At 63.0% G+C, this 21,705-nt stretch carries 19 protein-coding genes; 12 read left to right on the forward strand and 7 right to left on the reverse strand.

Annotated elements, in window-relative coordinates:
• The first annotated feature begins 78 nt into the window (after positions 1–78).
• The 4 genes from UP09_RS04955 to glgA all read left to right on the forward strand — a co-directional run bounded on the left by UP09_RS04955 (position 79) and on the right by glgA (position 5,237).
• The gene (locus tag UP09_RS04955; RefSeq protein WP_210166765.1) at positions 79–1,257 is read left to right on the forward strand and encodes a helix-turn-helix transcriptional regulator; all 1,179 of its coding nucleotides are present in this window, start codon (positions 79–81) and stop codon (positions 1,255–1,257) included.
• Positions 1,258–1,451: 194 nt separating this feature from the next.
• Positions 1,452–2,288: an outer membrane protein gene (locus UP09_RS04960; protein WP_044536945.1), complete on the forward strand. Its 837-nt coding sequence runs from the start codon at positions 1,452–1,454 to the stop codon at positions 2,286–2,288.
• 232 nt (positions 2,289–2,520) lie between these two features.
• Positions 2,521–3,783 (forward strand): glucose-1-phosphate adenylyltransferase, encoded by a 1,263-nt coding sequence (gene glgC / locus UP09_RS04965; protein ID WP_044536947.1) that lies wholly within the window; start codon positions 2,521–2,523, stop codon positions 3,781–3,783.
• Positions 3,780–5,237, forward strand: a complete 1,458-nt coding sequence (glgA, locus tag UP09_RS04970) for a glycogen synthase GlgA (RefSeq protein WP_044536948.1) — start codon at positions 3,780–3,782, stop codon at positions 5,235–5,237. Before glgC ends, glgA begins: the two co-directional genes overlap by 4 nt.
• A gap of 114 nt (positions 5,238–5,351) precedes the next feature.
• Here glgA and UP09_RS04975 read toward each other — a convergent pair whose 3' ends face one another.
• The 6 genes from UP09_RS04975 to UP09_RS05000 all read right to left on the reverse strand — a co-directional run bounded on the left by UP09_RS04975 (position 5,352) and on the right by UP09_RS05000 (position 11,557).
• A complete protein-coding gene (locus tag UP09_RS04975; RefSeq protein ID WP_156164459.1) occupies positions 5,352–5,705 on the reverse strand; it encodes a hypothetical protein in 354 nt (117 codons plus the stop codon).
• A complete protein-coding gene (locus tag UP09_RS04980) occupies positions 5,692–7,182 on the reverse strand; it encodes a hypothetical protein (RefSeq protein WP_156164460.1) in 1,491 nt (496 codons plus the stop codon). Before UP09_RS04980 ends, UP09_RS04975 begins: the two co-directional genes overlap by 14 nt.
• A gap of 392 nt (positions 7,183–7,574) precedes the next feature.
• Positions 7,575–8,840 carry a lipase family protein gene (locus tag UP09_RS04985; RefSeq protein ID WP_156164461.1) on the reverse strand — a complete coding sequence of 422 codons (1,266 nt, stop codon included), beginning with the start codon at positions 8,838–8,840 and terminating at the stop codon, positions 7,575–7,577.
• A 125-nt stretch (positions 8,841–8,965) separates the two neighbouring features.
• Positions 8,966–9,298, reverse strand: coding sequence for a hypothetical protein (locus UP09_RS04990; protein ID WP_044536952.1), 333 nt, complete (start codon positions 9,296–9,298; stop codon positions 8,966–8,968).
• A gap of 128 nt (positions 9,299–9,426) precedes the next feature.
• Positions 9,427–10,551, reverse strand: a complete 1,125-nt coding sequence (locus UP09_RS04995) for a serine hydrolase (protein WP_082069972.1) — start codon at positions 10,549–10,551, stop codon at positions 9,427–9,429.
• Between the two features lie 358 nt (positions 10,552–10,909).
• A complete protein-coding gene (locus tag UP09_RS05000; protein ID WP_044536953.1) occupies positions 10,910–11,557 on the reverse strand; it encodes a TetR/AcrR family transcriptional regulator in 648 nt (215 codons plus the stop codon).
• Positions 11,558–11,821: 264 nt separating this feature from the next.
• On the opposite strand from UP09_RS05000, the gene UP09_RS05005 reads away from it, so the two are divergent.
• The 8 genes from UP09_RS05005 to UP09_RS05040 are packed head-to-tail and all read left to right on the forward strand — an operon-like array spanning position 11,822 to position 20,579.
• The gene (locus UP09_RS05005) at positions 11,822–13,135 is read left to right on the forward strand and encodes a phytoene desaturase family protein (protein ID WP_245301753.1); all 1,314 of its coding nucleotides are present in this window, start codon (positions 11,822–11,824) and stop codon (positions 13,133–13,135) included.
• A gap of 5 nt (positions 13,136–13,140) precedes the next feature.
• Positions 13,141–13,995, forward strand: a complete 855-nt coding sequence (locus tag UP09_RS05010; protein ID WP_044536955.1) for an ABC transporter ATP-binding protein — start codon at positions 13,141–13,143, stop codon at positions 13,993–13,995.
• Positions 13,992–14,786 carry an ABC transporter ATP-binding protein gene (locus UP09_RS05015; RefSeq protein WP_044537097.1) on the forward strand — a complete coding sequence of 265 codons (795 nt, stop codon included), beginning with the start codon at positions 13,992–13,994 and terminating at the stop codon, positions 14,784–14,786. The genes UP09_RS05010 and UP09_RS05015 overlap by 4 nt, the downstream gene beginning before the upstream one ends.
• Complete coding sequence (locus UP09_RS05020) at positions 14,786–16,720, forward strand: AMP-dependent synthetase/ligase (protein WP_052832960.1); 1,935 nt, start codon at positions 14,786–14,788, stop codon at positions 16,718–16,720. Before UP09_RS05015 ends, UP09_RS05020 begins: the two co-directional genes overlap by 1 nt.
• Positions 16,721–17,593 (forward strand): branched-chain amino acid ABC transporter permease, encoded by an 873-nt coding sequence (locus UP09_RS05025; protein WP_044536956.1) that lies wholly within the window; start codon positions 16,721–16,723, stop codon positions 17,591–17,593. It begins immediately after the preceding gene.
• On the forward strand, positions 17,593–18,639 hold the full coding sequence (locus tag UP09_RS05030) for a branched-chain amino acid ABC transporter permease (RefSeq protein WP_044536957.1): 1,047 nt from the start codon (positions 17,593–17,595) through the stop codon (positions 18,637–18,639). Before UP09_RS05025 ends, UP09_RS05030 begins: the two co-directional genes overlap by 1 nt.
• A 28-nt stretch (positions 18,640–18,667) precedes the next feature.
• On the forward strand, positions 18,668–19,828 hold the full coding sequence (locus UP09_RS05035) for an ABC transporter substrate-binding protein (protein WP_044536958.1): 1,161 nt from the start codon (positions 18,668–18,670) through the stop codon (positions 19,826–19,828).
• Positions 19,829–19,835: 7 nt separating this feature from the next.
• Positions 19,836–20,579: an NAD(P)H-dependent oxidoreductase gene (locus tag UP09_RS05040; RefSeq protein ID WP_044536959.1), complete on the forward strand. Its 744-nt coding sequence runs from the start codon at positions 19,836–19,838 to the stop codon at positions 20,577–20,579.
• A gap of 8 nt (positions 20,580–20,587) precedes the next feature.
• Here UP09_RS05040 and hisC read toward each other — a convergent pair whose 3' ends face one another.
• Entirely contained in the window at positions 20,588–21,640 is a 1,053-nt protein-coding gene (hisC, locus tag UP09_RS05045; protein WP_044536960.1) for a histidinol-phosphate transaminase, read from the reverse strand.
• Positions 21,641–21,705: the final 65 nt, after the last annotated feature.

A 21,705-nucleotide genomic window follows, 5' to 3' on the forward strand; every position in this document is an offset into this window, starting at 1 on the left:
GCAGGCCTGAGCAGGGAACAAAAAGGGCCGCCCTGCTCTATACCGAAATGGCGCTTCGTCAACATTCCGAACAGGGCCTTGATTCTGAACGGGGTCTTGCGCGGCTTGGATCGGCTCGACCTGCCTCCTGGACCCAGTTCCGGACCGCGTTGCCGCGAGACCTTGCGAATTGAACCACAAACGCAAAGGCACCGACCAAGGTGTCACAACGGGACATGCGACTGCCCGTCTGTTCCTGGACTGACACCATCCCCGAAGCACAAGTCGGCGCGCGCAGAAGATGCTTTGCTAATGCGGAAACTGACGGTTACGACGGACGAGCTTCCGGATCATCTCGATGATCGGACGCGCTTCAGTCTGTGGCGCGATGCCTTTTGCGACTGGGTTGGCGCCACCGACCTCGAGCGTCTGGACGAAAGTCCGTTCAAGGGACAATGGGACTTCACCGTCGTGAAGGATCTGCTGTTCGTCCGTTTTCGTGGCTCGACGCACTCCATCGTACGAACGGCGCAGCAAGTGTCCGATTGCCCGCAACCGCGCTACTTCCTGAGCTTCAACCTGGCACCGACCGATTTTGTCTTCTCCCAATCCGAGCGCGAGACGACCGTCCTGGCAGGCGGTGCGGTGCTGTTCAGCGGATTGGAAGCCTTCTCCTGCGAAGGCGCGCGGAGCTGGATGAGCATCGGGATTCCGACGTCCGTGCTGCAACGGCTCGTTCCCGACGTCGCGAACCTCGCCGTCGCCGCGCTTGATGGCGCCGAGCCGATCCTCGCGCACCTCCAGCGCTATGTCGGCATGCTGATGGAGCCGGGCGGACTGACGGATGGGCCAATTCTGACGGAGCATGTCGAAGCGACCCTGTGCGATCTTGTCGCCCTGGCGCTTCGCGCCGCTGGCGACAGCGCGGACGTTGCGCGCCTCCGCGGCATGCGCGGGGCGCGTTGCGGCGACGTCCTCAAGGAGATCGGCTTGGGCTTCGCCGACCCCGCGCTCTCGGTGCAGACAATTGCCGCAAGGCTCGGGATGTCGCAGAGCTATGTCCAGCAGCTGTTGCGCGAGACCGGCTTGAGCTTTTCCGAACGGGTCCTCGAACTACGGCTGGCTAAGGCACGCCACATGCTGACCGACCGACGCAACGATCACCTCAAGATCAGCGATATCGCCTTCGCCTGCGGCTTCCACGAGGCATCCTACTTCAACCGCTGCTTCCGCCGCCGCTACGGCGATGCGCCGCTCAAGCATCGCGGCAAGGACTAAGCGCCCCAAGCACTATGTTGCAGATTGGCAACAAAGCCGGTTCTTCTGCACGATTGCAGCCCCGTTCAACCCCAGTGCTGCCCAGTGCAAGACGCTGGAACCGACACGGGCTATCCCGTGAAGGTGCCCGGGCCCTCCCGACTCGGCGCATTCGGACACGAACGCAGGCCGCGTATCGTGAATTGGAGATAAAAATGAAGAAGCTGGTCTTGGCGATTTCCCTGGTGCTTTTCGGCGCAGGCTCGGCGTTCGCGGCCGACTTGGCGCCCAGCTACACCAAGGCACCGCCGATGGTTGCACCTGGCTACAACTGGACCGGCTTCTACATCGGCGGCAATGTCGGCGGTGCGTGGGGCAACTCGGATCCGACCACCTCGACGGTGTTCTCGCCGATCGGCTATTTTGCGGCCAGCAGCGTTCCCGCGATCGCCCTGGTTGGCGCGCAGAGGATCAACAGCAGCAGCGTGACCGGTGGCTTCACGGCCGGCTACAACTGGCAAGTCGGCGGCGCGGTCCTCGGTATCGAGAGCGACATCAACTATTTCGGCTTCAAGGGCAGCGCGAGCGGCTCGGCAGTGTATCCGTGCTGCGCCCCGACCGCCTTCACAGTCTCCTCGTCGGTCTCGGCCGACTGGCTTGCCACCATCCGCGGCCGCATCGGTTTCCTCGCCACGCCGAACTGGCTGCTTTACGCCACCGGCGGTGCGGCAATCGCCGACGTGAAGACCAACTTCAACTTCACCGATACGTTCGCGACTGCGGCCGAGTCCGCCACGATCCGCGACACGCGCGTCGGCTGGACCGCAGGCGCCGGCGCCGAATACGCCATCGGCAACGGCTGGTCATTCAAGGCCGAATACCTCTACGTCGATCTTGGCCGCAGCAGCGTGACCAGCAACAATCTGACCGCGTTCACTCCGGCGATCGCCTTCCCGGCCAACACGTACACCCACTCGGTTGACCTGAAATCGAACATCGTCCGGGTTGGCATGAACTACAAGTTCGGCGGTCCGGTCGTCGCGAAATACTGAGGCAAACCGATCCGTCCCTGACGCAAAAGCCCCGGCCTGGCCGGGGCTTTTTTGTGCCCGGACGTCGCCGCCCGGCTGAGCCCGCCCGGCCGGGGGCACGGAACGAAATCCACTGTACCGCTTTGCTCAAGCGGGGCCGCTTGCTACGTTCGCAGCCGGCCCCGTTGTGCCCGATCAAGCCTTCCGAAAGAGAAGGCAGCGGGGCCATGCCGTGAAGCCCTGGAGGAAGATCATGAGGCCCATCGTAAATGAACCGCTGTCCCGCCACGCCCTCGCCTTCGTGCTGGCTGGCGGGCGCGGCAGCAGACTTCAGGAGCTGACCGACAGGCGCGCCAAGCCTGCGGTCTATTTCGGCGGAAAATCCCGGATCATCGATTTCGCGCTCTCCAACGCCGTGAACTCCGGCATTCGGCGCATCGCGGTCGCGACCCAGTACAAGGCCCACAGCCTGATCCGGCATCTGCAGGGCGGCTGGAACTTCTTCCGCCCGGAGCGAAACGAGAGTTTTGATATCCTGCCCGCGAGCCAGCGCGTCTCGGAGACCAACTGGTACCTCGGCACGGCCGACGCGGTCTATCAGAACATCGACATCATCGAGCCGCATGGCAGCAAATACATCGTGCTGCTGGCGGGCGACCACATCTACAAGATGGACTACGAGCTGATGCTGAAGCAGCATGTCGAGAGCGGCGCCGACGTCACGGTCGGCTGCCTCGAGATGCCGCGGGCGGAATCCAGCGGCTTCGGCATCATGCATATCGACGACAACGGCCTGATCCAGTCCTTCCTCGAGAAGCCGGCCGATCCGCCACCGATGCCCGGCAAGCCCGACAAGTCGCTCGCCAGCATGGGCATCTATGTGTTCGATTCCCAATTCCTGTTCGATGAGCTGAAGCGCGACGCCGCCGACCCGAATTCGGCCCACGATTTCGGCAAGGACATCATTCCCCATATCGTGAAGCACGGCAAAGCGGTGGCGCATCAGTTCAACGATTCCTGCGTCCGCTCCGGTGACGATCCGCGCGCCTATTGGCGCGACGTCGGCACCGTCGACGCCTATTGGGCCGCCAACATCGATCTCACCGATGTGGTGCCGGAACTCGATCTCTACGATCGCTCCTGGCCGATCTGGACCTATGCCGAGATCACGCCGCCGGCCAAATTCGTCCATGACGAGGACGGGCGGCGCGGACAGGCGGTGACGTCGCTGGTCTCAGGCGGCTGTATCATCTCCGGCGCGGCGCTGCGCCGCTCCCTGCTGTTCACCGGCGTGCACGTCAATTCATACGCCAGCATTGAGAATGCGGTGATCATGCCCTACGTCAATATCGGCCGCGGCGCACAGCTCACGAATGTCGTGATCGATCGCGGCGTGAAGATTCCGGAAGGCCTCGTGGTCGGCGAGGACCCCGAATCCGACGGCAAGCGATTCCGCACGACCTCGCAGGGCATCTCGCTGATCACGCAGGCGATGATCGACAGGCTCGGGACATGACGCCGATCCGCGTCCTCGCGGTCGCCTCGGAAATCTACCCGATCATCAAGACCGGCGGGCTGGCCGACGTGGCCGGCGCGCTGCCGGCGGCGTTGCGGGAGCACGGTGTCGCCACGCGGACGCTGGTGCCTGGATATCCCGGCGTCCTCAATGCGCTTGCCTCAGCCGAAACGCTGCTGGATTGGCCGGAATTCTACGGCGGGCCGATCCGCGTGCTCGGCGGGTCGCATGACGGCCTCGATCTCTACGCGCTCGACGCGCCGCGTCTGTTCGCGCGCCCGGGTAACCCCTATGCCGGTCCCGACGGACGCGATTGGCCGGACAACGGCATCCGCTTTGCGGCGCTCGCGCGGATGGCGGCCGAGATCGGCCAGGGTGCGATACCGTCCTTTGTACCTGACATCGTCCACGCACATGATTGGCAGGCCGGGCTGGTGCCGGCCCATCTGCACTACAGCAACAGGCCGCGGCCGGGCACTGTGATGACGGTGCACAACCTCGCCTATCAGGGACAATTTTCACCTGACATGCTCGCGAGCTTCGGACTGCCGGATGAGTCTTACGCGGTCGGCGGCGTCGAATATTACGGCACGATCAGCTTCCTGAAGGCCGGCCTGCAATTCGCCGACCGCATCACCACGGTGTCTCCGACCTATGCGCAGGAGATCCAGAGCGACGAAGGCGGCATGGGGCTCGGCGGCCTGCTGCGCGAACGCTCCGATGTGCTGAGCGGCATCCTCAACGGCATCGACATCGCGGTTTGGAATCCGGCGACCGATCCTGACATCGCCGCGCGCTTCAGCGCGGAGCAACTGGTGCCACGCGCGGCAAACAAGGCGGCGCTGCAGCAACGCTTCGGGCTCGATCCCGCAGCCGACGCGCTGCTGCTCGGCGTCATCAGCCGGCTGTCATGGCAGAAGGGCCTCGATCTCCTGCTCGAGACCATCCCGACACTGCTGGGCGAAGGCATCCAGCTGGCTCTGCTTGGGAGCGGCGATCGCGATCTCCAGGATCGCTATCAGGCGCTGGCCGATGCCAATCCCGGACGGATCTCGGTGAAGATCGGCTATGATGAGGCGCTGGCCCACCTGATCCAGGCGGGTTCGGATGCGCTCGCCGTGCCGTCGCGGTTCGAGCCCTGCGGCCTCACCCAGCTCTGCGCGCTACGCTACGGCGCAGTCCCTGTTGTCGCTGATGTCGGCGGGCTTGCCGACACGGTGCTCGATGTCGGCGAAGCCGCGGTCACCGGCGGGGAGGCAACCGGCGTCAAGTTCGCACCCGTCACATCGGAAGCGCTGGCCCACGCGCTCCGCAAGGCGAACCTGCTGTTCAACGACAAGGTAACCTGGCGCCGGCTGCAGCAAGGTGGCATGGCAACGGACGTCTCCTGGCACAACCGTGCCGGCCAATACGCCGCGCTCTATCGCGACCTCGCTGCTGCGCGCCAAGTCTAGACGCAACAAGGCTAGACCCAACAAGGCTGGACGCGACAGCGCATTCTCGAGCGAAATGGATACCGGTTCGCGTCAAGACAAGCAGTCTAGCGCTGGTTTGCCGCCTCAATCACATCACTCCTGGCACCCTGCATCAATCCAGTCGGCCAGCTCCTTGACCTGAGTCTTGTCAAAGAACGGAGGACCATCCGCCGGCATCTGATCGAACACGGTCGACGTTCCGTTCAAGACCTGAATGAGCGTCGACATCGCAGAATTGTGCGGAATTAGAATTCGAACCGGATTATTTTTGTTGTCCGTCACACCCGGGATATTGCCTTGCGTGAATTGCGTGTAGGTCAGGCTGTTCCAGAAATCCTTGTGCGGAGACGTCGGCACGTCAGGCATGTCTCCGTTTGCGTTCAGGAACTGGTTGATGAAGTCCTGGACGTCCTTGAATGAATTTATCGCCATATTATTTTCTCCCATCTGTCGTCGACCCATCCATCGTCGACCGCATGAGGTCGATAAGTTCCTGGATGTGTTCTGCCTTCTTGATTTTGGTGCCGAGAGGCTGTGACATCTCCGCTGAAGTGGGGCCGCTCGTGCTCGGTGTTGCCGAACCGCCGCTGGTGACTCCGTTAACGGCAAGCGACCATAGAAAATCCGTTTGCGCCTTTGTCTTGTTGTGACAGTTCATGCAACCGGAATTGATCTTTGTTTGATCGAACGTTTCCATGGTGGCGTTGGCAAATGCGCTCTTGTCGTTTCCGTTGTTGCCCGGAAAGGTGTTGGCAGCCGTTCCGTCCTGTGATGGCGGCACGCTGGGGAGGCTTGGCGGATTGGGAACCGGCCATTGCGTCATCACGAGCTGGTAGTTTTTCCAGACAGTATTCGCGAGGGCGGCCTGATAGCGCGCATTGGTTCCCGTCGTGGGGACAATCCCGCCCGCAGCGGCGCTGAAGATTGGCGTGAGGCGCTGCACGTTGTAGGGCGTGGGCGGCGGAAATTTCGGCGGCCACAAATTGTCGGTTGGAAAGTTTCTTGGCATCGGCACGCCTGTGCCGTTGTTCAGCGCCATACCATGGCCGGTGGTCGGGGCGACGTTATCGACATGTTCGAATGTGCTCCAGATCCACTGAGGTCTCGATGACGTCTTTTGGACGATGTGAAGGCCAATCAAGCCAATCAGTTTTTGGCTGCAGGTCTTGTCGGTCGGGTCAAGCAGCCACGCCATTCGCGTGTAGTAGCGCGCCGGATCTACGACATTTGTCATGTCCATCCACGCCGCCTTGACATCGATTGAACCGTTCGGAAGCGTGACGTTGGTCTGATTGGCAACCAGATACAGCTTGTCGGCGACGATCTTCGTGTATTCAGTTTCGTTGAAGCCCGTCCAATACCGCACATAGGTGTTGTTCTGCGCAACCAGAGTGCCGACGAGCGGCTGGCCCGGCGGAAACCCGGCTTCGCCCAGATTTCCGAATTTGGAGAACGAAAAGGTCCCCAGGATCATGTCGGTGAGACCGACCTGCGGCAGATTGCAGGGATTGTTTTGCGCGACGGCACTCCAGGGACCGGGATCTGTGGGGCGATCCGGAAACAACTCCCACTCGGCCTTGTAAGTCTCAAACACCAGCGGCCGTGACGTATCGCCGAGCTTCAAAGTGGTGTCGGGTTGCCCGCGATGATTGAGGTCGGCCGGCCACACCAGCGAGATGAATGCTCGCCAGGAGTAATCGTCGAAATATTGAATCGGGAGAATGTTGAAATTGGCGATGCAAACGTCGGCTGGCGTCTGCGGCGATATGGTTGGCTGCGGATCAGGCGCGCAGGCGCCGGCAGCTTGCGCGCCATCAAACGCGAGTCCGCCCGGCGTGCAGTTGAGCGAAGTCCCCAGGGTGAGGATCGCCGTACTCAGCAGCGTCATACGGATACGCCGATTCCATGGTGCACGACGGGTCATTTCCCCTCCCACTTTCTTGTCCGCTGCGCTCGGCCGAGCGCAGGCCCGACCAGGAGCTACGGCCATAGGTGTTTTGTCGGCAGGATTTCAGATCACCAAAAATGTCGAGCGAACAACGCCGGCAGGCTAACACCTGCGCTCGCCCACGTTTTCAAATCCTGTGTTTCTATTGTTCACGGTTGTTGTTGGAAGCTATAAAATCTTCCAGCAGATCGCGCATAACGAAAATTCATCCGCACCAAAGTAGCGATTGAGTATGGAATAACTCAAAAGGAAAGTCTATCGCCAGTTTTATCTTTAGTCGGCACAACGTGAAACTGCAGGACGACCGAAGATTTGTCGGTTCGAGGAGACGCAGCAGCTCCGCTGCGCGCACCAAGTCGCCCGCACGCTCAATCGTTGAACGGAATCCCCTCCGCCGGCTTGCCCGGCGCGTCGGGTGCCGCGATCGAGGCGCAATTGCTTTGCGGCTTACGGCCGGCGAGCGTGTCGCGGAAGAAGGCCAGCGCATCGGGGAAGGCGGCATTCAGGCCGCCATTGTGCGTAGCGCCGGGATAGGTCTTCCAGACCACGTCACTGCCCGCGGCGCACAGCGCGGCCACCGCGCCATACTGGCGTTGCGGCACCAGCACGGAATCCGCTAGCCCGGTGCCGAGCAGCACCGGAACAGGCATCTTGACCAGCGACATGTCGGTGACCGGCGTCAGGTCCGCCTCGACCTTCGCGATCGGCTCGGCGTAGGCATTGGCTGATGTGATGTCGTTTTGCTTGGCGATCTCGCGCATTTCCCCGGTGCAGGCTTCGCGTGCCGCCTTGAGAATCAGCTTGCCCTTGTCGGTCACGAGGCTGTCGACCGCGGGCGCACCGTCTGGCAGCGCGCCGCCGAGCATCATCAAGGAGACATAGATCGGCGAGCCGATCGCGAGCGACACCGGCGGCTTGTACGGACTGTCCGGAAATGTCGAGACGAGTCCGGTGGCGACAGTGGCGACTAACTGCAAATCGGGCGCATAGCTCGGCGCGATGCGGGTGGCGCCGAGGGCGGCACCCGAGCCTTGCGACTGGCCTGTGATGAACACCTTGGCGGCGAGCTTGTCGGAATGCGCCGCGAATGCCGCGCGCACGGCGTCGAGCACCGAGCGCCCTTCCGCCTCCCAGATCAGATAAGTGTGCGGGCCGGGTCCGCCGAGCCCCTGATAGTCGGTCGCGACCACAGCGAAGCCGCTTTCGAGCCAGCGGTTGATGTAGGTCGCATCGCGCGGCTTGTGTCCGGTCCAGGACGGCGCGCAGCGATCGGAGACGCCGAGCGTGCCGTGCGCCCATACGACCACGGGCCAGCCACCGACCGGCGCGTCGCCCTTCGGCAAATACAACGTGCCGCTGACCGGCACGATGCCGGCATGCCAGCGCAGATCCATCGAGGTGTAGAGCATGCGGTTGGCGAGCGAAGCGTGCGTGATCTCGGCTTGCGCCGGCATCGGCTCCTCGCGGAGCATCACGCCGGCGCGTGCCGGCAGGTCCTTGTCCCAATCGTAGAAGGCGGACAAATGCTGGTCACCGACCTGCGGACCGGTGGGCAGCGCCGCGTTGTCCGCATGCACCGGCACGGCGGCGAGCGCGATCGCCACGGCTCCAACGAACGTCATTCCCCTGCGCATGGTCGCCTCCGTGATTTATCGTTGCTGAAGACCGTAATTGACGCGACAGGCACGAGCCAGCGCTTTGACGGCATTGCTCAATGCCGATTTCACATCGATCGCGGCCGATCGGCAGTCGTGCACGATCAGTGCAGGAGATCGCAGGCCGCGATGCGGTTGATGTCGGCCAGCCGCCGGTCGGTATTTCCGCGCAGATCGAGGCTGGCGACGAGGTCGAGCAGGCGGCCATAGGCGCGGTCGGCGACCGTGACGGGCAGCGGCGCTTCATCGAAAGCCTCGATATAGCTGCCGACGAGACCGCTCAGCAGCCGGCACACGGCCCGTTGCTCGGGGTCGTCGCTGCTCAAGGTCTCGAGTTTTTGCTGGAAGGTCTTGAAGGTCCGCAGCCCGTGGTGCTGTTGCGAAAGCCACGTATGCAAGTCGGACGCAAGGAAGTCGGATGTAACGAATTCGGTCATGTCAGCCTCTTCAAATTGGAGAAGAAGCTACTGGCTTATACAGCCGGCCGTCGTGCCGCGCCATCACAATTTTCGCACCCCGCCTCCGCGTTTGCGCAAGCGTGTCATTGGACTGGCACGCATTGTGGTTAAAGTCGCGCGAGCGCCGGCAAAATCCTGTAGCGCGCGATCTCGTGCGGATACTCGCCGCGATTGGCGAGCAGCACGATGCCGAGTTTTCGCGCCGGCACCAGGCCGAGATAAGCCGAGGCGTTGTTGAGGCCGCCGGGCTTGTCGATGACAGTGATGCCGTCGAGGCGCACATGCTCCCACGCCATCGCCTGCCCGAATTTGTCCTCGACCCGAAAGCGTTCGCGCTCGGTCATCTCCAACGCAGCGCGCAGGTCGGGATCGATCACCGCGCCATCGAGACAGGCGCGAAGGAAGATGCCGAGATCACGGGCGGAGGAGAACATCTGGCCGGTGCCTGCGAAGTCGTAGTAACTTTGCTGGTTGCCCGGTGGACCGATCGGCACGCCCTGGTCGGAATAACCCTGAACCACAGACTGCATGATCTGGGGCGTCATCACCGCGCGATTATCCTCGCCGCGCTCCGGAATGAATGTCGACGTCATGCCGAGCGGCTTGAGGATGCGGTTGTCGATCAGCACGCCGATCGGCATGCCGTAGCGCCGCTCTAGCACGAGCTGCAGCAGGACATAGCCGGCGTGGGTGTAGATGCGCCGCTTGCCGGGCTGTTCTCCCGTAGGCGGGCTCCACGCATTGAGCATCGCGATGAACTGGTCACGGCTGAACGTCTGGTCCGGCCAGGGCGGATGATCGGTCGGCAGCAGCAGCCCTGACGTATGGGTGACGAGTTCGCCGATGGTAACGCGGCTTATATAATCGCCGCGCAGCTCCGGCAGATATTTGTCGACGGGATCATCCAGCCGCAGTTCGCCGCGACCGACGCCAAGCGCGACCAGCGTGGCCTCGAAGATCTTCCGCAGCGATGCGAGATTGAACAAGGTGTCCGGCGTGACCGGCCGTTTGGCGGCATCGTCGGCGAAGCCAAAGCTGAAGAATGCAAGATGGCCGCCAGCATAGACGGCCGCTGCAAGACCGCCCGGGTCGGCCGCAGTCGCCGTCGGCGCCAGCTCGCTCGTCACGATGTCCCTGATCTGCGCCTGCATGTCGGGCTCCGAGCCCGCGCCTGCAATCGCGGACACGGCAAGCAAAACGGTCGCAATCTGGACGGTAAACCACACCCTCATTGCCGCGATCCTCAGACGGGAAAGAGGCGGCGCAATGACCGTTCCGTCGGCCAGAACCGTTATGGCAATTGCAACCGCCCTCCCGTGCACACCAGCTACCGCGCTGGAACTTGATCAGCATCAGCGGGCACAGATCCCGTCCAGGGACGTTTCCAACTAGCAACAATTCGTCAATCGAAGCTTGCTGTGGTCCCATCGATTCGAGCGAAAGATCGCTGCGATTCCGGTTCCAGATCCGGGCTCCAGTTTTCGCCCACAGGAATCGTCTTGATTTGCTGCGACTTAGCTGGCGGTCGCGGCCAAGCGGTATTCTGGGCCGACACCGCTTAAGAGGAATGCTGCGACATAGTGCCCGGGCTCAGGCGCGCTGGCGTTGCGGCTTCGCGGTGTCCTTCGCGGCGTCCTTGGCCGGCAGCGGCATGGTGAAGCCGTACAGGAACAGGTCCACCACCATGTCGGCGAATTCTTTTGGATCGACCCCGCCTCTCGGATCGTACCAAGTGTGGCTGAAGTTCAGCATGCCGAACAGCATCATGCTGTAGATCTTCTTGGTGCGCTTGACGATCTTGCCTTCCTTGTCGAGCCGGATCAGCAGGTCAGCGACCACGTCGACCAATTGGCGCTCCAGCGCCTTGATGGCGGCCTGCTCGGTCTCGGCGAGGAACGACAAATCGTTCAGGATCACACGCTGCTCGTCGCTGGAGCGCGCGTTGAGTTCGACGATGGCATGGATCGCGACGCGAAACTGCTCCAGCGTCGTCGTCTTGCCGGCCATCGCAGCCTCGACGTCCGCGATCATCTCGCGGATATGCGCATCAAGGATCGCGAACAGGATCGCTTCCTTGGAATCGAAATAGTGATACAGCGCGCCGCGCGAGAGCTTGCAGGCGTCGGCGAGATCCGAGATCGACGCGCGCATGTAGCCCTGCCGGGCGAACAGACCGCAGGCCGAGGTGAGGATGCCCCGCTGAATGTCGTCGTAATTCTCAGAGCGCGTCCGCGCCATCAGCGTCTCTCTTGTCCATAACAGGCATCGCCGTGATCGGGCGACTCCGGTCTCTCTATACTAGAGCCTTATACTTGAGCCTTGCCCCGCACTCCCGCGCTTTGCAGGGCCATCCACCAGAACCTCTTGCAACACCCGCCAAGAACCGTCGGCCTGCGGCAAAAAATAATTTGAACGGCCGTTCGGATTATATTAGGATGGCGGCCGTCAAGCAAGCAGATCGCGCATGCCGGGAGCAACCGGCGGCATCGAGGGAGGCTGTCCGTGGATGCTCAGAAGGTCGATGCACTCGTGATCGGAGCCGGCGCCGGCGGGCTCTGCGCCGCAGCACGCCTCGCCCATGGCGGTCTGCATACGCTCGTCGTCGACGACAAGGACCGGCTCGGCGGGCGCGCCTCGACCGAGGAGATCGACGGCTTCAAGGTCAATATCGGCGCCATCGCGATCGAGTTCGGCGGCGTGTTCGAGGAGACGTTCCACACCGTCGGCGCGCCCCTCGATATCCGCTCACCGGAGCCCGCCTCCTCCTTCTTCATCGACGGCAAGCTGATCGACGTCGGCCGCGGCGGCTGGTCGCTGCTGCTCGGCCAACTGACGAAACAGGCCTCGCGCATCCTGGAGAAATTCGCCGACGCGCGCTCCGGCAATCTGCCCGACGGACGGCAGTCGACCGAAGACTGGCTGAAGGGCTACACCAGCAACGCCACCGTGCACGCGCTGTTCCGCAATCTCTGCGCCGCAATCTTCGCCTGCAACGCCGCCGAGCTGCCGGCCCGCGCCTTCCTCACTTATTTCACCAGCAAGGGCGCCTTCAAGAAGTTCGGCTTCTGCCCACAAGGCACGATCGGGGTCTGGAACAGCCTCGGCAACGCGATCCACCGCAATGGCGACATCTGGCTCGCCACGCCGGCGGCCACGATTCACACGGCGAACAACCGCGTCGAAGGCGTGACTGTCATCAGGAACGGCGAGCGGGTGCGGATCGACACCGATCTCGTCATCAGCAATGCAGGACCTAAGGCCACGGTCGCGCTCGCCGGCGATGCTGCCTTCCCACGGGATTACGTCGCCAAGGTGAAGGACGTACTTCGCCCGGCCGCCAACATCGTCATCAACGTCGCCAGCCGCGAGCCGCTGATGAACCATCCTGGCATCATCACCTTCGGCAAGACGCGCCGGCTCTGCAACATGGCCAACCTCTCCGCGACGTGCCCTGAGCTCGCACCACCCGGCTGGCATCTCTATGTCGCCTACGCGGTGCCAGTCCCCGCGCTCGGCGACTTCGATTCCGAGGCCGAAGTTGCACTCGCACTCGAAGATCTTCGCGAGCAGTTCGCGAATTTCGACCAGGCGAAAATCCTCTCGATCCGCGTCATGCGCGACGACTGGCCGGCGCAACGGAGCTGCGCCGGCTACGATCTGCCGCGGGAAACCGGCATCGAAGGCCTCTGGTGCGTCGGCGACGCGGTCAAGCAATATGGCAATGGCGGCACGCAGGCCTGCGCGGAGACCGCGAAGATCGTCACCGACGCGATCCTCGCCGCACGCCCACGCATGTCGCAGGCCGGTCGGATCTGAGAACGATGCCGACCACGATCCCGACCGAAATGCCCCTCGGCGTGCCTCAGGCGGCGCCTGCGCACGATTGCCTGCTCGAATTCCGCAACATTCGTGTCGTCTACGACAACGCAATCGAGGCGATCCGCGACGTCTCGATCGCGGTGCCCGAGGGCGGCATTGTCGCCCTGCTCGGCTCCAACGGCGCCGGCAAGTCGACGCTGCTGAAGGCGATGTCGGGCATCCTCTACACCGAGGAAGGCGTGATCGAGAACGGCAGCATCCGCTTCCGCGGTGACGACGTGCACCATCTTGCGCCAGACGAGTTGGTCCGTCGCGGCATCGTGCAGGTGCCGGAGGGCCGCCGCGTGTTCGCGGCGCTGACCATCGACGAGAATTTGCAGATGGGTGGCTACACCAGAACCAATGCCGAGGCGCGCCAACGCCGCGACAAGGTGTTCGCGCTGTTCCCGCGGCTCCACGAGCGGCGCGACCAGATCGCCGGCTACATGTCCGGCGGCGAGCAGCAGATGCTCGCAATCGGCCGCGCGCTGATGACCGATCCGGTGCTGCTTGCGCTCGACGAGCCGTCGCTCGGGTTGGCGCCGCTGATCATCGACCGCATCTACGAGGTGATCGCTCGCCTGCGCGACGAATTGAAGATGACGGTGCTGCTGGTGGAGCAGAACGCCCAGCGCGCACTCGATATCGCAGACTATGGCTACATCCTGGAGACCGGCCGCGTCGTGCTCGACGGTACGGCAGAGAGGCTCACCGCCAACGAGGACGTCCAGGAATTCTATCTCGGCATCTCCCGCGCGGGGCGCAAGAGCCTGCGCGACGTCAAGCACTACAAGCGCCGCAAGCGGTGGCTGTCGTGACCGCGCTGCTCACGGTCGAGAACCTCTCAAAGCGCTTCGGCGGCCTGCAGGCCGTGGCCGACGTCAGCCTGAACGTCACCAAAGGCGAGATCTGCAGCGTGATCGGGCCGAACGGCGCCGGCAAGACCACGCTGTTCAACATGATCTCAGGCGTGCTGCGGCCGAGCGGCGGCCGCATTACCTTTGACGGCATTGATCTTGCGACCATCTCGCCATGGCGGTTTGCCGCGATCGGTATCGGCCGCACCTTCCAGAACCTCGCGCTGTTCAAACATGGCAGCGTGGTCGAGAACATCCTGACCGGCCGCCACACCCACCTGCGCTCCAATGTGCTCGATGCCGTGATGTTCTTCGGCCGCACCCGCAAGGAAGAGATCGCGGCGCGGCAGCGCGTCGAGCACATCATCGAATTCCTCGAAATCGAGCACGTCAGGGACGCCATCGTCGGCACGCTGTCCTACGGGCAGCAGAAGCGCGTCGAACTGGCACGCGCGCTGGCCTGCGAGCCGAAACTGCTGCTGCTCGACGAGATGGTCTCGGGCATGAACCAGGAGGAGACCGAGGACATCGCGCGCTTCGTGCTCGACATCCGCGACGAGCTCGGCATCACCGTTGTGATGATCGAGCACGAAATGCGGATCGTGATGGACATCTCCGACCGCATCCATGTGCTGAATTTCGGCCGCAAGATCGCTGAAGGGACGCCCGACGAAATCAGGCGCGATCCGGCCGTTGCGGAAGCCTATCTCGGCGGTCATCGCACCCAGGCTGCAGCGAAGGCGGGCGCCTGATGTCGACACTCGACAGCCTGCGAACCGCCCACCCGCCGCTGCGAGCCGATACGACGCGCAGCGTAGCCGTGACCGACGCCGATGCGTTCCAGGCGGCATTGCAGGACGCCGCGATCACCATCCCGCAATTGTTGCGGCAGCGCGCGGCGATGCATGGCGACACGCTGGCGCTGCGCGAAAAGGAGTACGGCATCTGGAATCCGTATTCCTGGCGCCAGTATTACGCGACCGCGCGCGCGGTTGCGCTCGGCCTGCTGTCGCTCGGCATCAAGCCGGGCGACCGCGTCGCCATTGCGGGCGAGAACACACCGGAATGGTTCTATGCCGATCTCGGCATCCAGATGATCGGTGCGGTGGCGGTCGGCATCTATCCAACCAATCCCTGGATCGAGCTGCAATACATCGTCAAGCACTCCGGTGCCCGCATCGTCGTCACTGGCGATCAGGAGCAGACCGACAAGGTGCTGGACGCGATGGCCAACAATAGCGGCTTGCCCAACCTTGAGGCCATCGCCTGCATCGACATGAAGGGCCTGCGGCACTATCGCCAGTCCGAGCTGATGTCGTTCGAGGCGCTGTGCGAACGCGGCAAGGCTTTCGCGCTGGAGAACCCGGAGGCCAATGCGACGCTCGACCGCCTGATCAGCCAGGGTGCGCCCGGCGATGTCTGCATCCTCGTCTACACCTCAGGCACGACGGGCCCGCCCAAGGGCGCGATGCTGACGCACCGCAACCTGGTCTATGCGGCCTATGCCTACGCCAGGACCGTCGGGATCGCCGACAAGCCCTTCGAGGCCGTGAGCTATTTGCCACTCTGTCACGTCGCCGAGCGTTGCTACGGTATGGTGACGCATCTCGTGCTCGGCGGCACCGTCAGCTTTGCCGAATCGATCGACACCGTCGCGCTCAATATTCGCGAAATCGCGCCGACCTTCTTCGTCGGCGTCCCCCGCATCTATGAGAAGCTGCAGCAGGGCTTTCTGTTCAAGCTCGGCGAAAGCGGCAAGCTGCGGCAAGATTTCACAAGGGCCTGCCTCGCGTGCGGCCGCAAACTGTCCGATCGCCGGCAGGCCGGCAGGGACAGCTGGCTCGATCGCGCGGCCTACGGGCTGCTCTATCTCCTGATGTTTCGCAATCTGCAGCGACATCTTGGCTTCGCCCATAGCCGCCACCGTCTCTGCGCCGGCGCATCGATCTCGCCGGAGACCCTGCGCTTCTTCGACATTATCGGCCGCCCGGTGTCGCAGGGCTACGGCCTCACCGAAAGCGGCGGCGTCGCCTTCATCCAGACCGGGAGTCACCACCGAATCGGCGGTTGCGGCCTGCCGCTGCCGCAGACCGAATGGAAGTGTGATGCCGACGGCGAAATCCTGCTGCGCAATCCCGGCATCTTCAAGGGCTACTTCCTCGACGCGACAGCCTCGACTGCGTCGCTCGAGCCCGGAGGCTGGCTGCGCACCGGCGACATCGTCGAGGTGCTCGACAATGGCGAGATCGCCGTCGTCGACCGCAAGAAGGCGATCATCATCACTGCCGGCGGCAAGAACATCGCGCCCTCGGAGATCGAGAACGCGCTGAAGGATTCTGAGTTTATCAAGGAAGCGATTGTGGTCGGCGAGGCCAAGAAGTATCTCGGCGCCATCCTCCAGGTCGACTACGACAATGTCGGCCGCTGGGCCCGCGACCGGGCGCTGGCCTACACCAACTACAAGTCGCTGTCGCAGCTCGCCGAAGTGCATGAGCTGGTCGAGCGCATCGTCAATGAGACCAACAAGCGCTTTGCCCGGGTCGAGAACATCCGCCGCTTCGCGATCCTCGAGAAGGAACTCGACCATGACGACGGCGAACTGACCGCCACACAGAAAGTGCGCCGCGCCATGATCGAGAAGAAGTTCGCGCGCGAGCTCGCCATCATTTATCCGGCGGAGGGCTGAATGCAATATCTGCTGCAACTCTTGATCTCGGGCCTCGCAATCGGCGCGATCTACGGCCTGATCGCAATGGGTTTTGCCGTGATCTACAAGTCGACCGGCCTGGTCAATTTCGCGCAAGGCGAGATGACCATGATCACGGCCTATATCGCCTGGACGATCTCGACCACGGTCAGCGGCAATGTATTCGTGGTCGCAATCGGTGCCGTTCTCGCGGCGGTCCTGCTCGGCCTCATCATCGAGCGCGTCGTGATGCGGCCGATGCTGGGCGAACCGGTGTTTGCGACCGTGATGGTCACGATCGGGCTCGCGGTGATCCTGCGCTCGGCGATCAACTTCATCTGGGACGCCTATCCGCACGGCCTCGACATTGGCATGGGCCGCGGCATCGTGCATCTCGGCGGGATCGGCGTGCGCACCGGGCAGATTGGCGTCATCGCGACACTGCTGGCGCTCTTGGCGGCGATCTGGGCGTTCTTCCGCTACAGCAAAATCGGTGTGGCGATGCGCGCCGTCGCGGCCGACGACCGCACGGCGCTGCTGATGGGCATCAGCGCCATACGAGTCCATGCGCTGGCCTGGGCCGCATCCTCGGTCATCGCTGGCATCGGCGGGGTGTTCTTCGCGCTGTCCTATGATTTGTCGCCGGCGATGTTCCAGCTTGGGCTGAAAGCGTTTCCGGCGACAATCCTCGGCGGCCTCGACGCCGTGCTCGGCTCCGGCCTCGGCGGCCTCCTGATCGGCATCACCGAAAACCTGGCCGGCGGCTATATCGGCTCCGACATGAAGGAGATCACGGGCTTCGCCATGATCATCGTCGTGTTGATGATCCGCCCGTTCGGCATTTTCGGCGAACGCGACATCGAGAGGGTCTGATGCGCACCGGCGATTACAAACAGAGCTATGGCGAACTGGTCGCGCTGGTCGATTCCCCGCCGGTGTGGCTGTGGTCGGCGGTGCTGGTGCTGGCGTTGATCGTAGCGCCCCACCTGCTGAACTCCTATGCGCTGTCGTTCCTGACCATCATCCTGATCACGGTGACAGGCGCGCTCGGGCTCAATGTCCTGACCGGCTACACCGGCCTGATCTCGCTCGGCCATGTCGGCTTCCTCGTCACCGGCGCCTATGCCTATGCGATCCTGGTCTCCAAATACCACATGCACCCGCTGATCGGCTTCCTCGGCGCCGGAGTGGTGCCGGCCATTGCCAGCCTGATCGTCGGCGCGCCGTCGCTGCGGCTCAAAGGGCTTTACCTCGCCATCACGACGCTGGCCTTCTCCTTCATCATCAACAGCGTGATCCTGGAGATGCGCTGGCTCACCAATGGCGCCCGCGGCCTCCAGGTGCAGCGGCCGGAGATGTTCGGCATCAGCTTCGATAGCGATGCGGCCTTCACCTATCTCTGTCTCGGCGTCGCCGTCCTGACGCTGTTCGCCACTCTCAATATCCGCCGCAGCCGGGTCGGCCGCGCCTTTGTGGCGATCCGTGACAACGACACCGCGGCCCGCGTGATGGGTATTAATCTGCACGCCACCAAGCTGGTCGCCTTCGCGACGTGTGCGTTCATCACCGGCATCGCCGGCGCGCTCTACGGCATCTATCTGTCGTTCGTCAGCGTCGAGGGCTTTCCGTTCCTGCTCTCGATCGAGGCACTGGCGATTCTGATCGTCGGCGGGCTCGGCTCGGCGCTCGGGGCGGTGCTCGGCACCATCTTGATCGTGCTGCTGCCGGAAGCGACCCGGCTCGTCTTCAGCCTGCTCAGTTCCCAGATGGACGCGATGCTCACCACCGGCGCGCAGGAGCTGAAGAGCATGCTCTACGGCCTCGTCATTATCCTGTTCCTGCGCTTCCAGCCGCGCGGGCTGGTCGGCGCCTGGCACGACATCAAGCGAGCCTGGGTGCACTGGCCGCTGCGCTATTAACAAAAAAGCACATCATGAGGAGGAGACAATGATCAAACATTTTGCGGCAGCCTCGCTGCTGATTTCCGCCACCTGTCTCGCCATCGGTCCGGTGAAGGCCGCCGACCCCGGGATTACCGACACCGAGATTATGATCGGCGACATCGAGCCGCTGACCGGCCCGCCGGCGCTGCTCGGCGTCGCCGCCTCGCTCGGCCACAGAATAGCAATCGCCGAGGCCAATGCCGCCGGCGGCATCAACGGCCGCAAGATCAAATATGTGCTTGAAGATGACGGCTATGTCACCGCGCGCACCATCCAGGGCGTCAAGAAGGTGATCGACGTTGACAAGGTTTTTGCCATGCTCGGCATGTCAGGCTCGGGCCAGTCGATCGCTGTGATGCCGGTGCTGGAGAAAGCGGGAATTCCCACCGTGATCGACGTCGCACCGGTCAAGTTCCTCTGGGAGCCACCGCGCAACAACGTGTTCGTGATCGGGCAATCCTACGAGGAAGGCATCATCCATCTCGTCAACTATCTCGCGGACAGGAATCCCGGCAAGACATGGGGCCTGATCACCCAGGACGATGATTACGGCATCACTGTGCGCGATGGTTTTGACTCCGTGGTCAAGGCGAAGAAGCTGAAGGTCGTCTACAGCGGCAATTACAAGAAAGGCCAGCAGGATTTTTCGTCCGACATGCTGCAGCTCAAGGAATCAGGCGCCGAGGTGTTCCTGGCCGGCGGCATCATCGCCGAGAACATCGCGATGATGAAGGAGCTCGAGAAACTCGGCGTCAAGCCGGTGACCGGCATCTTCTGGCCCGGCCGCATCGAGCCGGTGCTGAAGCTGATGGGCCCAGCCGGCGACGGCATCTACGCGGTGGACTATGTCGAGCCGTTTGCGGGCGCAGCCGGCAAGGCGTTCCTCGAAAAGGCAAAGCCGCTGGTGTCGGAGGCCGAGTTCAAGCGCATCAACCGCTACACCATGAGCGGTTATGCCGCGGCAAAGGTTTTGATCGCGGCGATCGAGCGCTGCGGCAAACAACCGACCTGGGCCTGTACCATCTCCGAGCTGGAGAAGACCCAAAACGTAGAGACCGGCGTGATGGCGCCGATCAGCTTCGGCCCCGGCGTCCGTTTCTCGAACCAGAAGCTGCAGATCATGCAGGCCGATGCGGCCACACTCAGCTTCAAGCCGGTGGAGTGAGGCAGCGATGAAGGTCTTGATTGTCTATGCCCACCAGGAGGCGCAGTCCTTCAACACTGCACTTCTGGCGCGTTCGGTAGCGGAGCTGACCGCGCTAGGGCATACGGTCAGGGTCTCCGATCTCTACGCCATGCGCTTCAACCCGGTGGCGACCGGGGAGGATTTCGGCGAGCGGCGATTTCCCGACCGGCTGCAATACGACCGCGAGCAGAAGCACAACTTCCAGCACCGGTCGCTCAGCGACGACATCACCGCCGAGATCGAGAAGCTGATCTGGTGCGATCTCCTGATCCTGCAGTTTCCGCTGTGGTGGTTTTCGGTTCCCGCCATCATGAAGGGCTGGATCGACCGGGTATTCGTCAACGGCGCGGTCTACGGCGCCGGCCGCCGCTATGACACCGGCGGCCTCACCGGGCGCCGCGCCATGATGGTCACCTCGACCGCCGCATATCCCGGGATGTGCGCAACCGACGGACTGGTCGGGGCGCTCGATGTGATCCTGTGGCCGATCCAGAACGGTACGCTCGCCTATGCTGGCTGCAAGGTGCTGCCGCCCTTCGTGTCCTGGTCGGTGAATTTCGTCGACGAGGCGACGCGGCAAGGCTATCTCGACGATTACGCCGAGCGGCTACGGCGGATCGAGACCGCCAAGCCGCTGTTCTTTCATCCGCTCGAAGATTTTGGTCCGGACTGGCGCCTCAGGCCCGGCGTTGCGGCGCAGGCGGTCGGCCAAGGCCGGCCCGCCGGCTGAGCGCGCGGTCAGATCAAGCCGCGCAGCAAGGCAATCAAGCGGCCGCATTGCTCCTCGGTACCAACAGTAATCCGCAGGAAGTCCTCAATTCGCGGCTTCTTGAAATGCCGCACCAGCACGCCGCTCTCCCGAAGCCGGCCCGCAAGATGCGCGCCACTGTGGCTGCGATGGCGTGTGAAGACAAAATTCGCGGTGGATGGAAGCACCTCGAAGCCCAACTCAGCGAGGTCACGGATGAGCGATTCGCGGGTCGCAATGATGCGTTGGCGCGCTGCCGTAAACCATTCATCGTCCTTGATGGCGGCGACCGCACCGGCGATGGCAAGGCAACCAAGCGGATAGGAGTTGAAGCTGTCCTTCACCCGCTCCAGTGCCTCGATCAGGGGTCGTTGGCCGATCGCAAAGCCAACTCTTAAGCCGGCCAGGGCTCGCGACTTCGACAGCGTCTGGATGACCAGCAGATTGTCGTGGCGGGCAACCAGCGATACGGCGCTCTCGGCACCGAAATCGACATAGGCCTCGTCAATCACCACCAACTGGTCCGGATGTTCGGTCAGCAGCGTTTCGATCGCGTCGCGCGAAAGCGCGATCCCGGTCGGGGCATTCGGATTGGGCAGAATGATGGCACCGCATGGCCGCCGGTAGTCGGCGATCTGCACCCTCATCCCAGCGTCGAGGGGTACCTCCTCGTAGTTGACGCCATACAGGCCGCTATAGACCGGGTAGAAGCTGTAGGTGATGTCGGGGAACAGCAGCGGCGCATCATGCTTCAGGAGGGCCTGGAAGGTATGGGCCAGAACCTCATCCGAACCATTGCCGACGAACACCTCGTCGGGCGTGATATCGTAGCGGGCAGCAATCGCCTCGCGCAGAACGGTCGCATGCGGATCGGGATAGAGCCGCAGACGGTCTGTCGCGGCGGCGATCGCCGCCAGCACGCGCGGCGACGGGTCGTACGGATTCTCGTTGGTATTGAGCTTGACGATGCCATCCTGCTTCGGCTGCTCGCCGGGCACGTAGGGCGACAGATTGTGGACGACTGAACTCCAGAAGCGACTCATGATCCCCGATCCAACTGCTGATCTCGTCACAGTAGGATATGGCGGGCCTTGACGATAGTCCGCTT

This window comes from Bradyrhizobium sp. LTSP885 (genome assembly GCF_000938305.1).
Taxonomy (GTDB): Bacteria; Pseudomonadota; Alphaproteobacteria; order Rhizobiales; family Xanthobacteraceae; genus Bradyrhizobium.

Excerpts from the sequence above, each read along its gene's own strand:
- UP09_RS04960 (WP_044536945.1), top strand. The coding sequence starts at position 1,452 with ATGAAGAAGCTGGTCTTGGCGATTTCCCTGGTGCTTTTCGGCGCAGGC.
- glgC (WP_044536947.1), top strand. The coding sequence starts at position 2,521 with ATGAGGCCCATCGTAAATGAACCGCTGTCCCGCCACGCCCTCGCCTTC.
- glgA (WP_044536948.1), top strand. The coding sequence starts at position 3,780 with ATGACGCCGATCCGCGTCCTCGCGGTCGCCTCGGAAATCTACCCGATC.
- UP09_RS04975 (WP_156164459.1), bottom strand. The coding sequence starts at position 5,705 with ATGGGAGAAAATAATATGGCGATAAATTCATTCAAGGACGTCCAGGAC.
- UP09_RS04980 (WP_156164460.1), bottom strand. The coding sequence starts at position 7,182 with ATGACCCGTCGTGCACCATGGAATCGGCGTATCCGTATGACGCTGCTG.
- UP09_RS04985 (WP_156164461.1), bottom strand. The coding sequence starts at position 8,840 with ATGCGCAGGGGAATGACGTTCGTTGGAGCCGTGGCGATCGCGCTCGCC.
- UP09_RS04990 (WP_044536952.1), bottom strand. The coding sequence starts at position 9,298 with ATGACCGAATTCGTTACATCCGACTTCCTTGCGTCCGACTTGCATACG.
- UP09_RS04995 (WP_082069972.1), bottom strand. The coding sequence starts at position 10,551 with ATGAGGGTGTGGTTTACCGTCCAGATTGCGACCGTTTTGCTTGCCGTG.
- UP09_RS05000 (WP_044536953.1), bottom strand. The coding sequence starts at position 11,557 with ATGGCGCGGACGCGCTCTGAGAATTACGACGACATTCAGCGGGGCATC.
- UP09_RS05010 (WP_044536955.1), top strand. The coding sequence starts at position 13,141 with ATGCCGACCACGATCCCGACCGAAATGCCCCTCGGCGTGCCTCAGGCG.
- UP09_RS05020 (WP_052832960.1), top strand. The coding sequence starts at position 14,786 with ATGTCGACACTCGACAGCCTGCGAACCGCCCACCCGCCGCTGCGAGCC.
- UP09_RS05025 (WP_044536956.1), top strand. The coding sequence starts at position 16,721 with ATGCAATATCTGCTGCAACTCTTGATCTCGGGCCTCGCAATCGGCGCG.
- UP09_RS05030 (WP_044536957.1), top strand. The coding sequence starts at position 17,593 with ATGCGCACCGGCGATTACAAACAGAGCTATGGCGAACTGGTCGCGCTG.
- UP09_RS05035 (WP_044536958.1), top strand. The coding sequence starts at position 18,668 with ATGATCAAACATTTTGCGGCAGCCTCGCTGCTGATTTCCGCCACCTGT.
- UP09_RS05040 (WP_044536959.1), top strand. The coding sequence starts at position 19,836 with ATGAAGGTCTTGATTGTCTATGCCCACCAGGAGGCGCAGTCCTTCAAC.
- hisC (WP_044536960.1), bottom strand. The coding sequence starts at position 21,640 with ATGAGTCGCTTCTGGAGTTCAGTCGTCCACAATCTGTCGCCCTACGTG.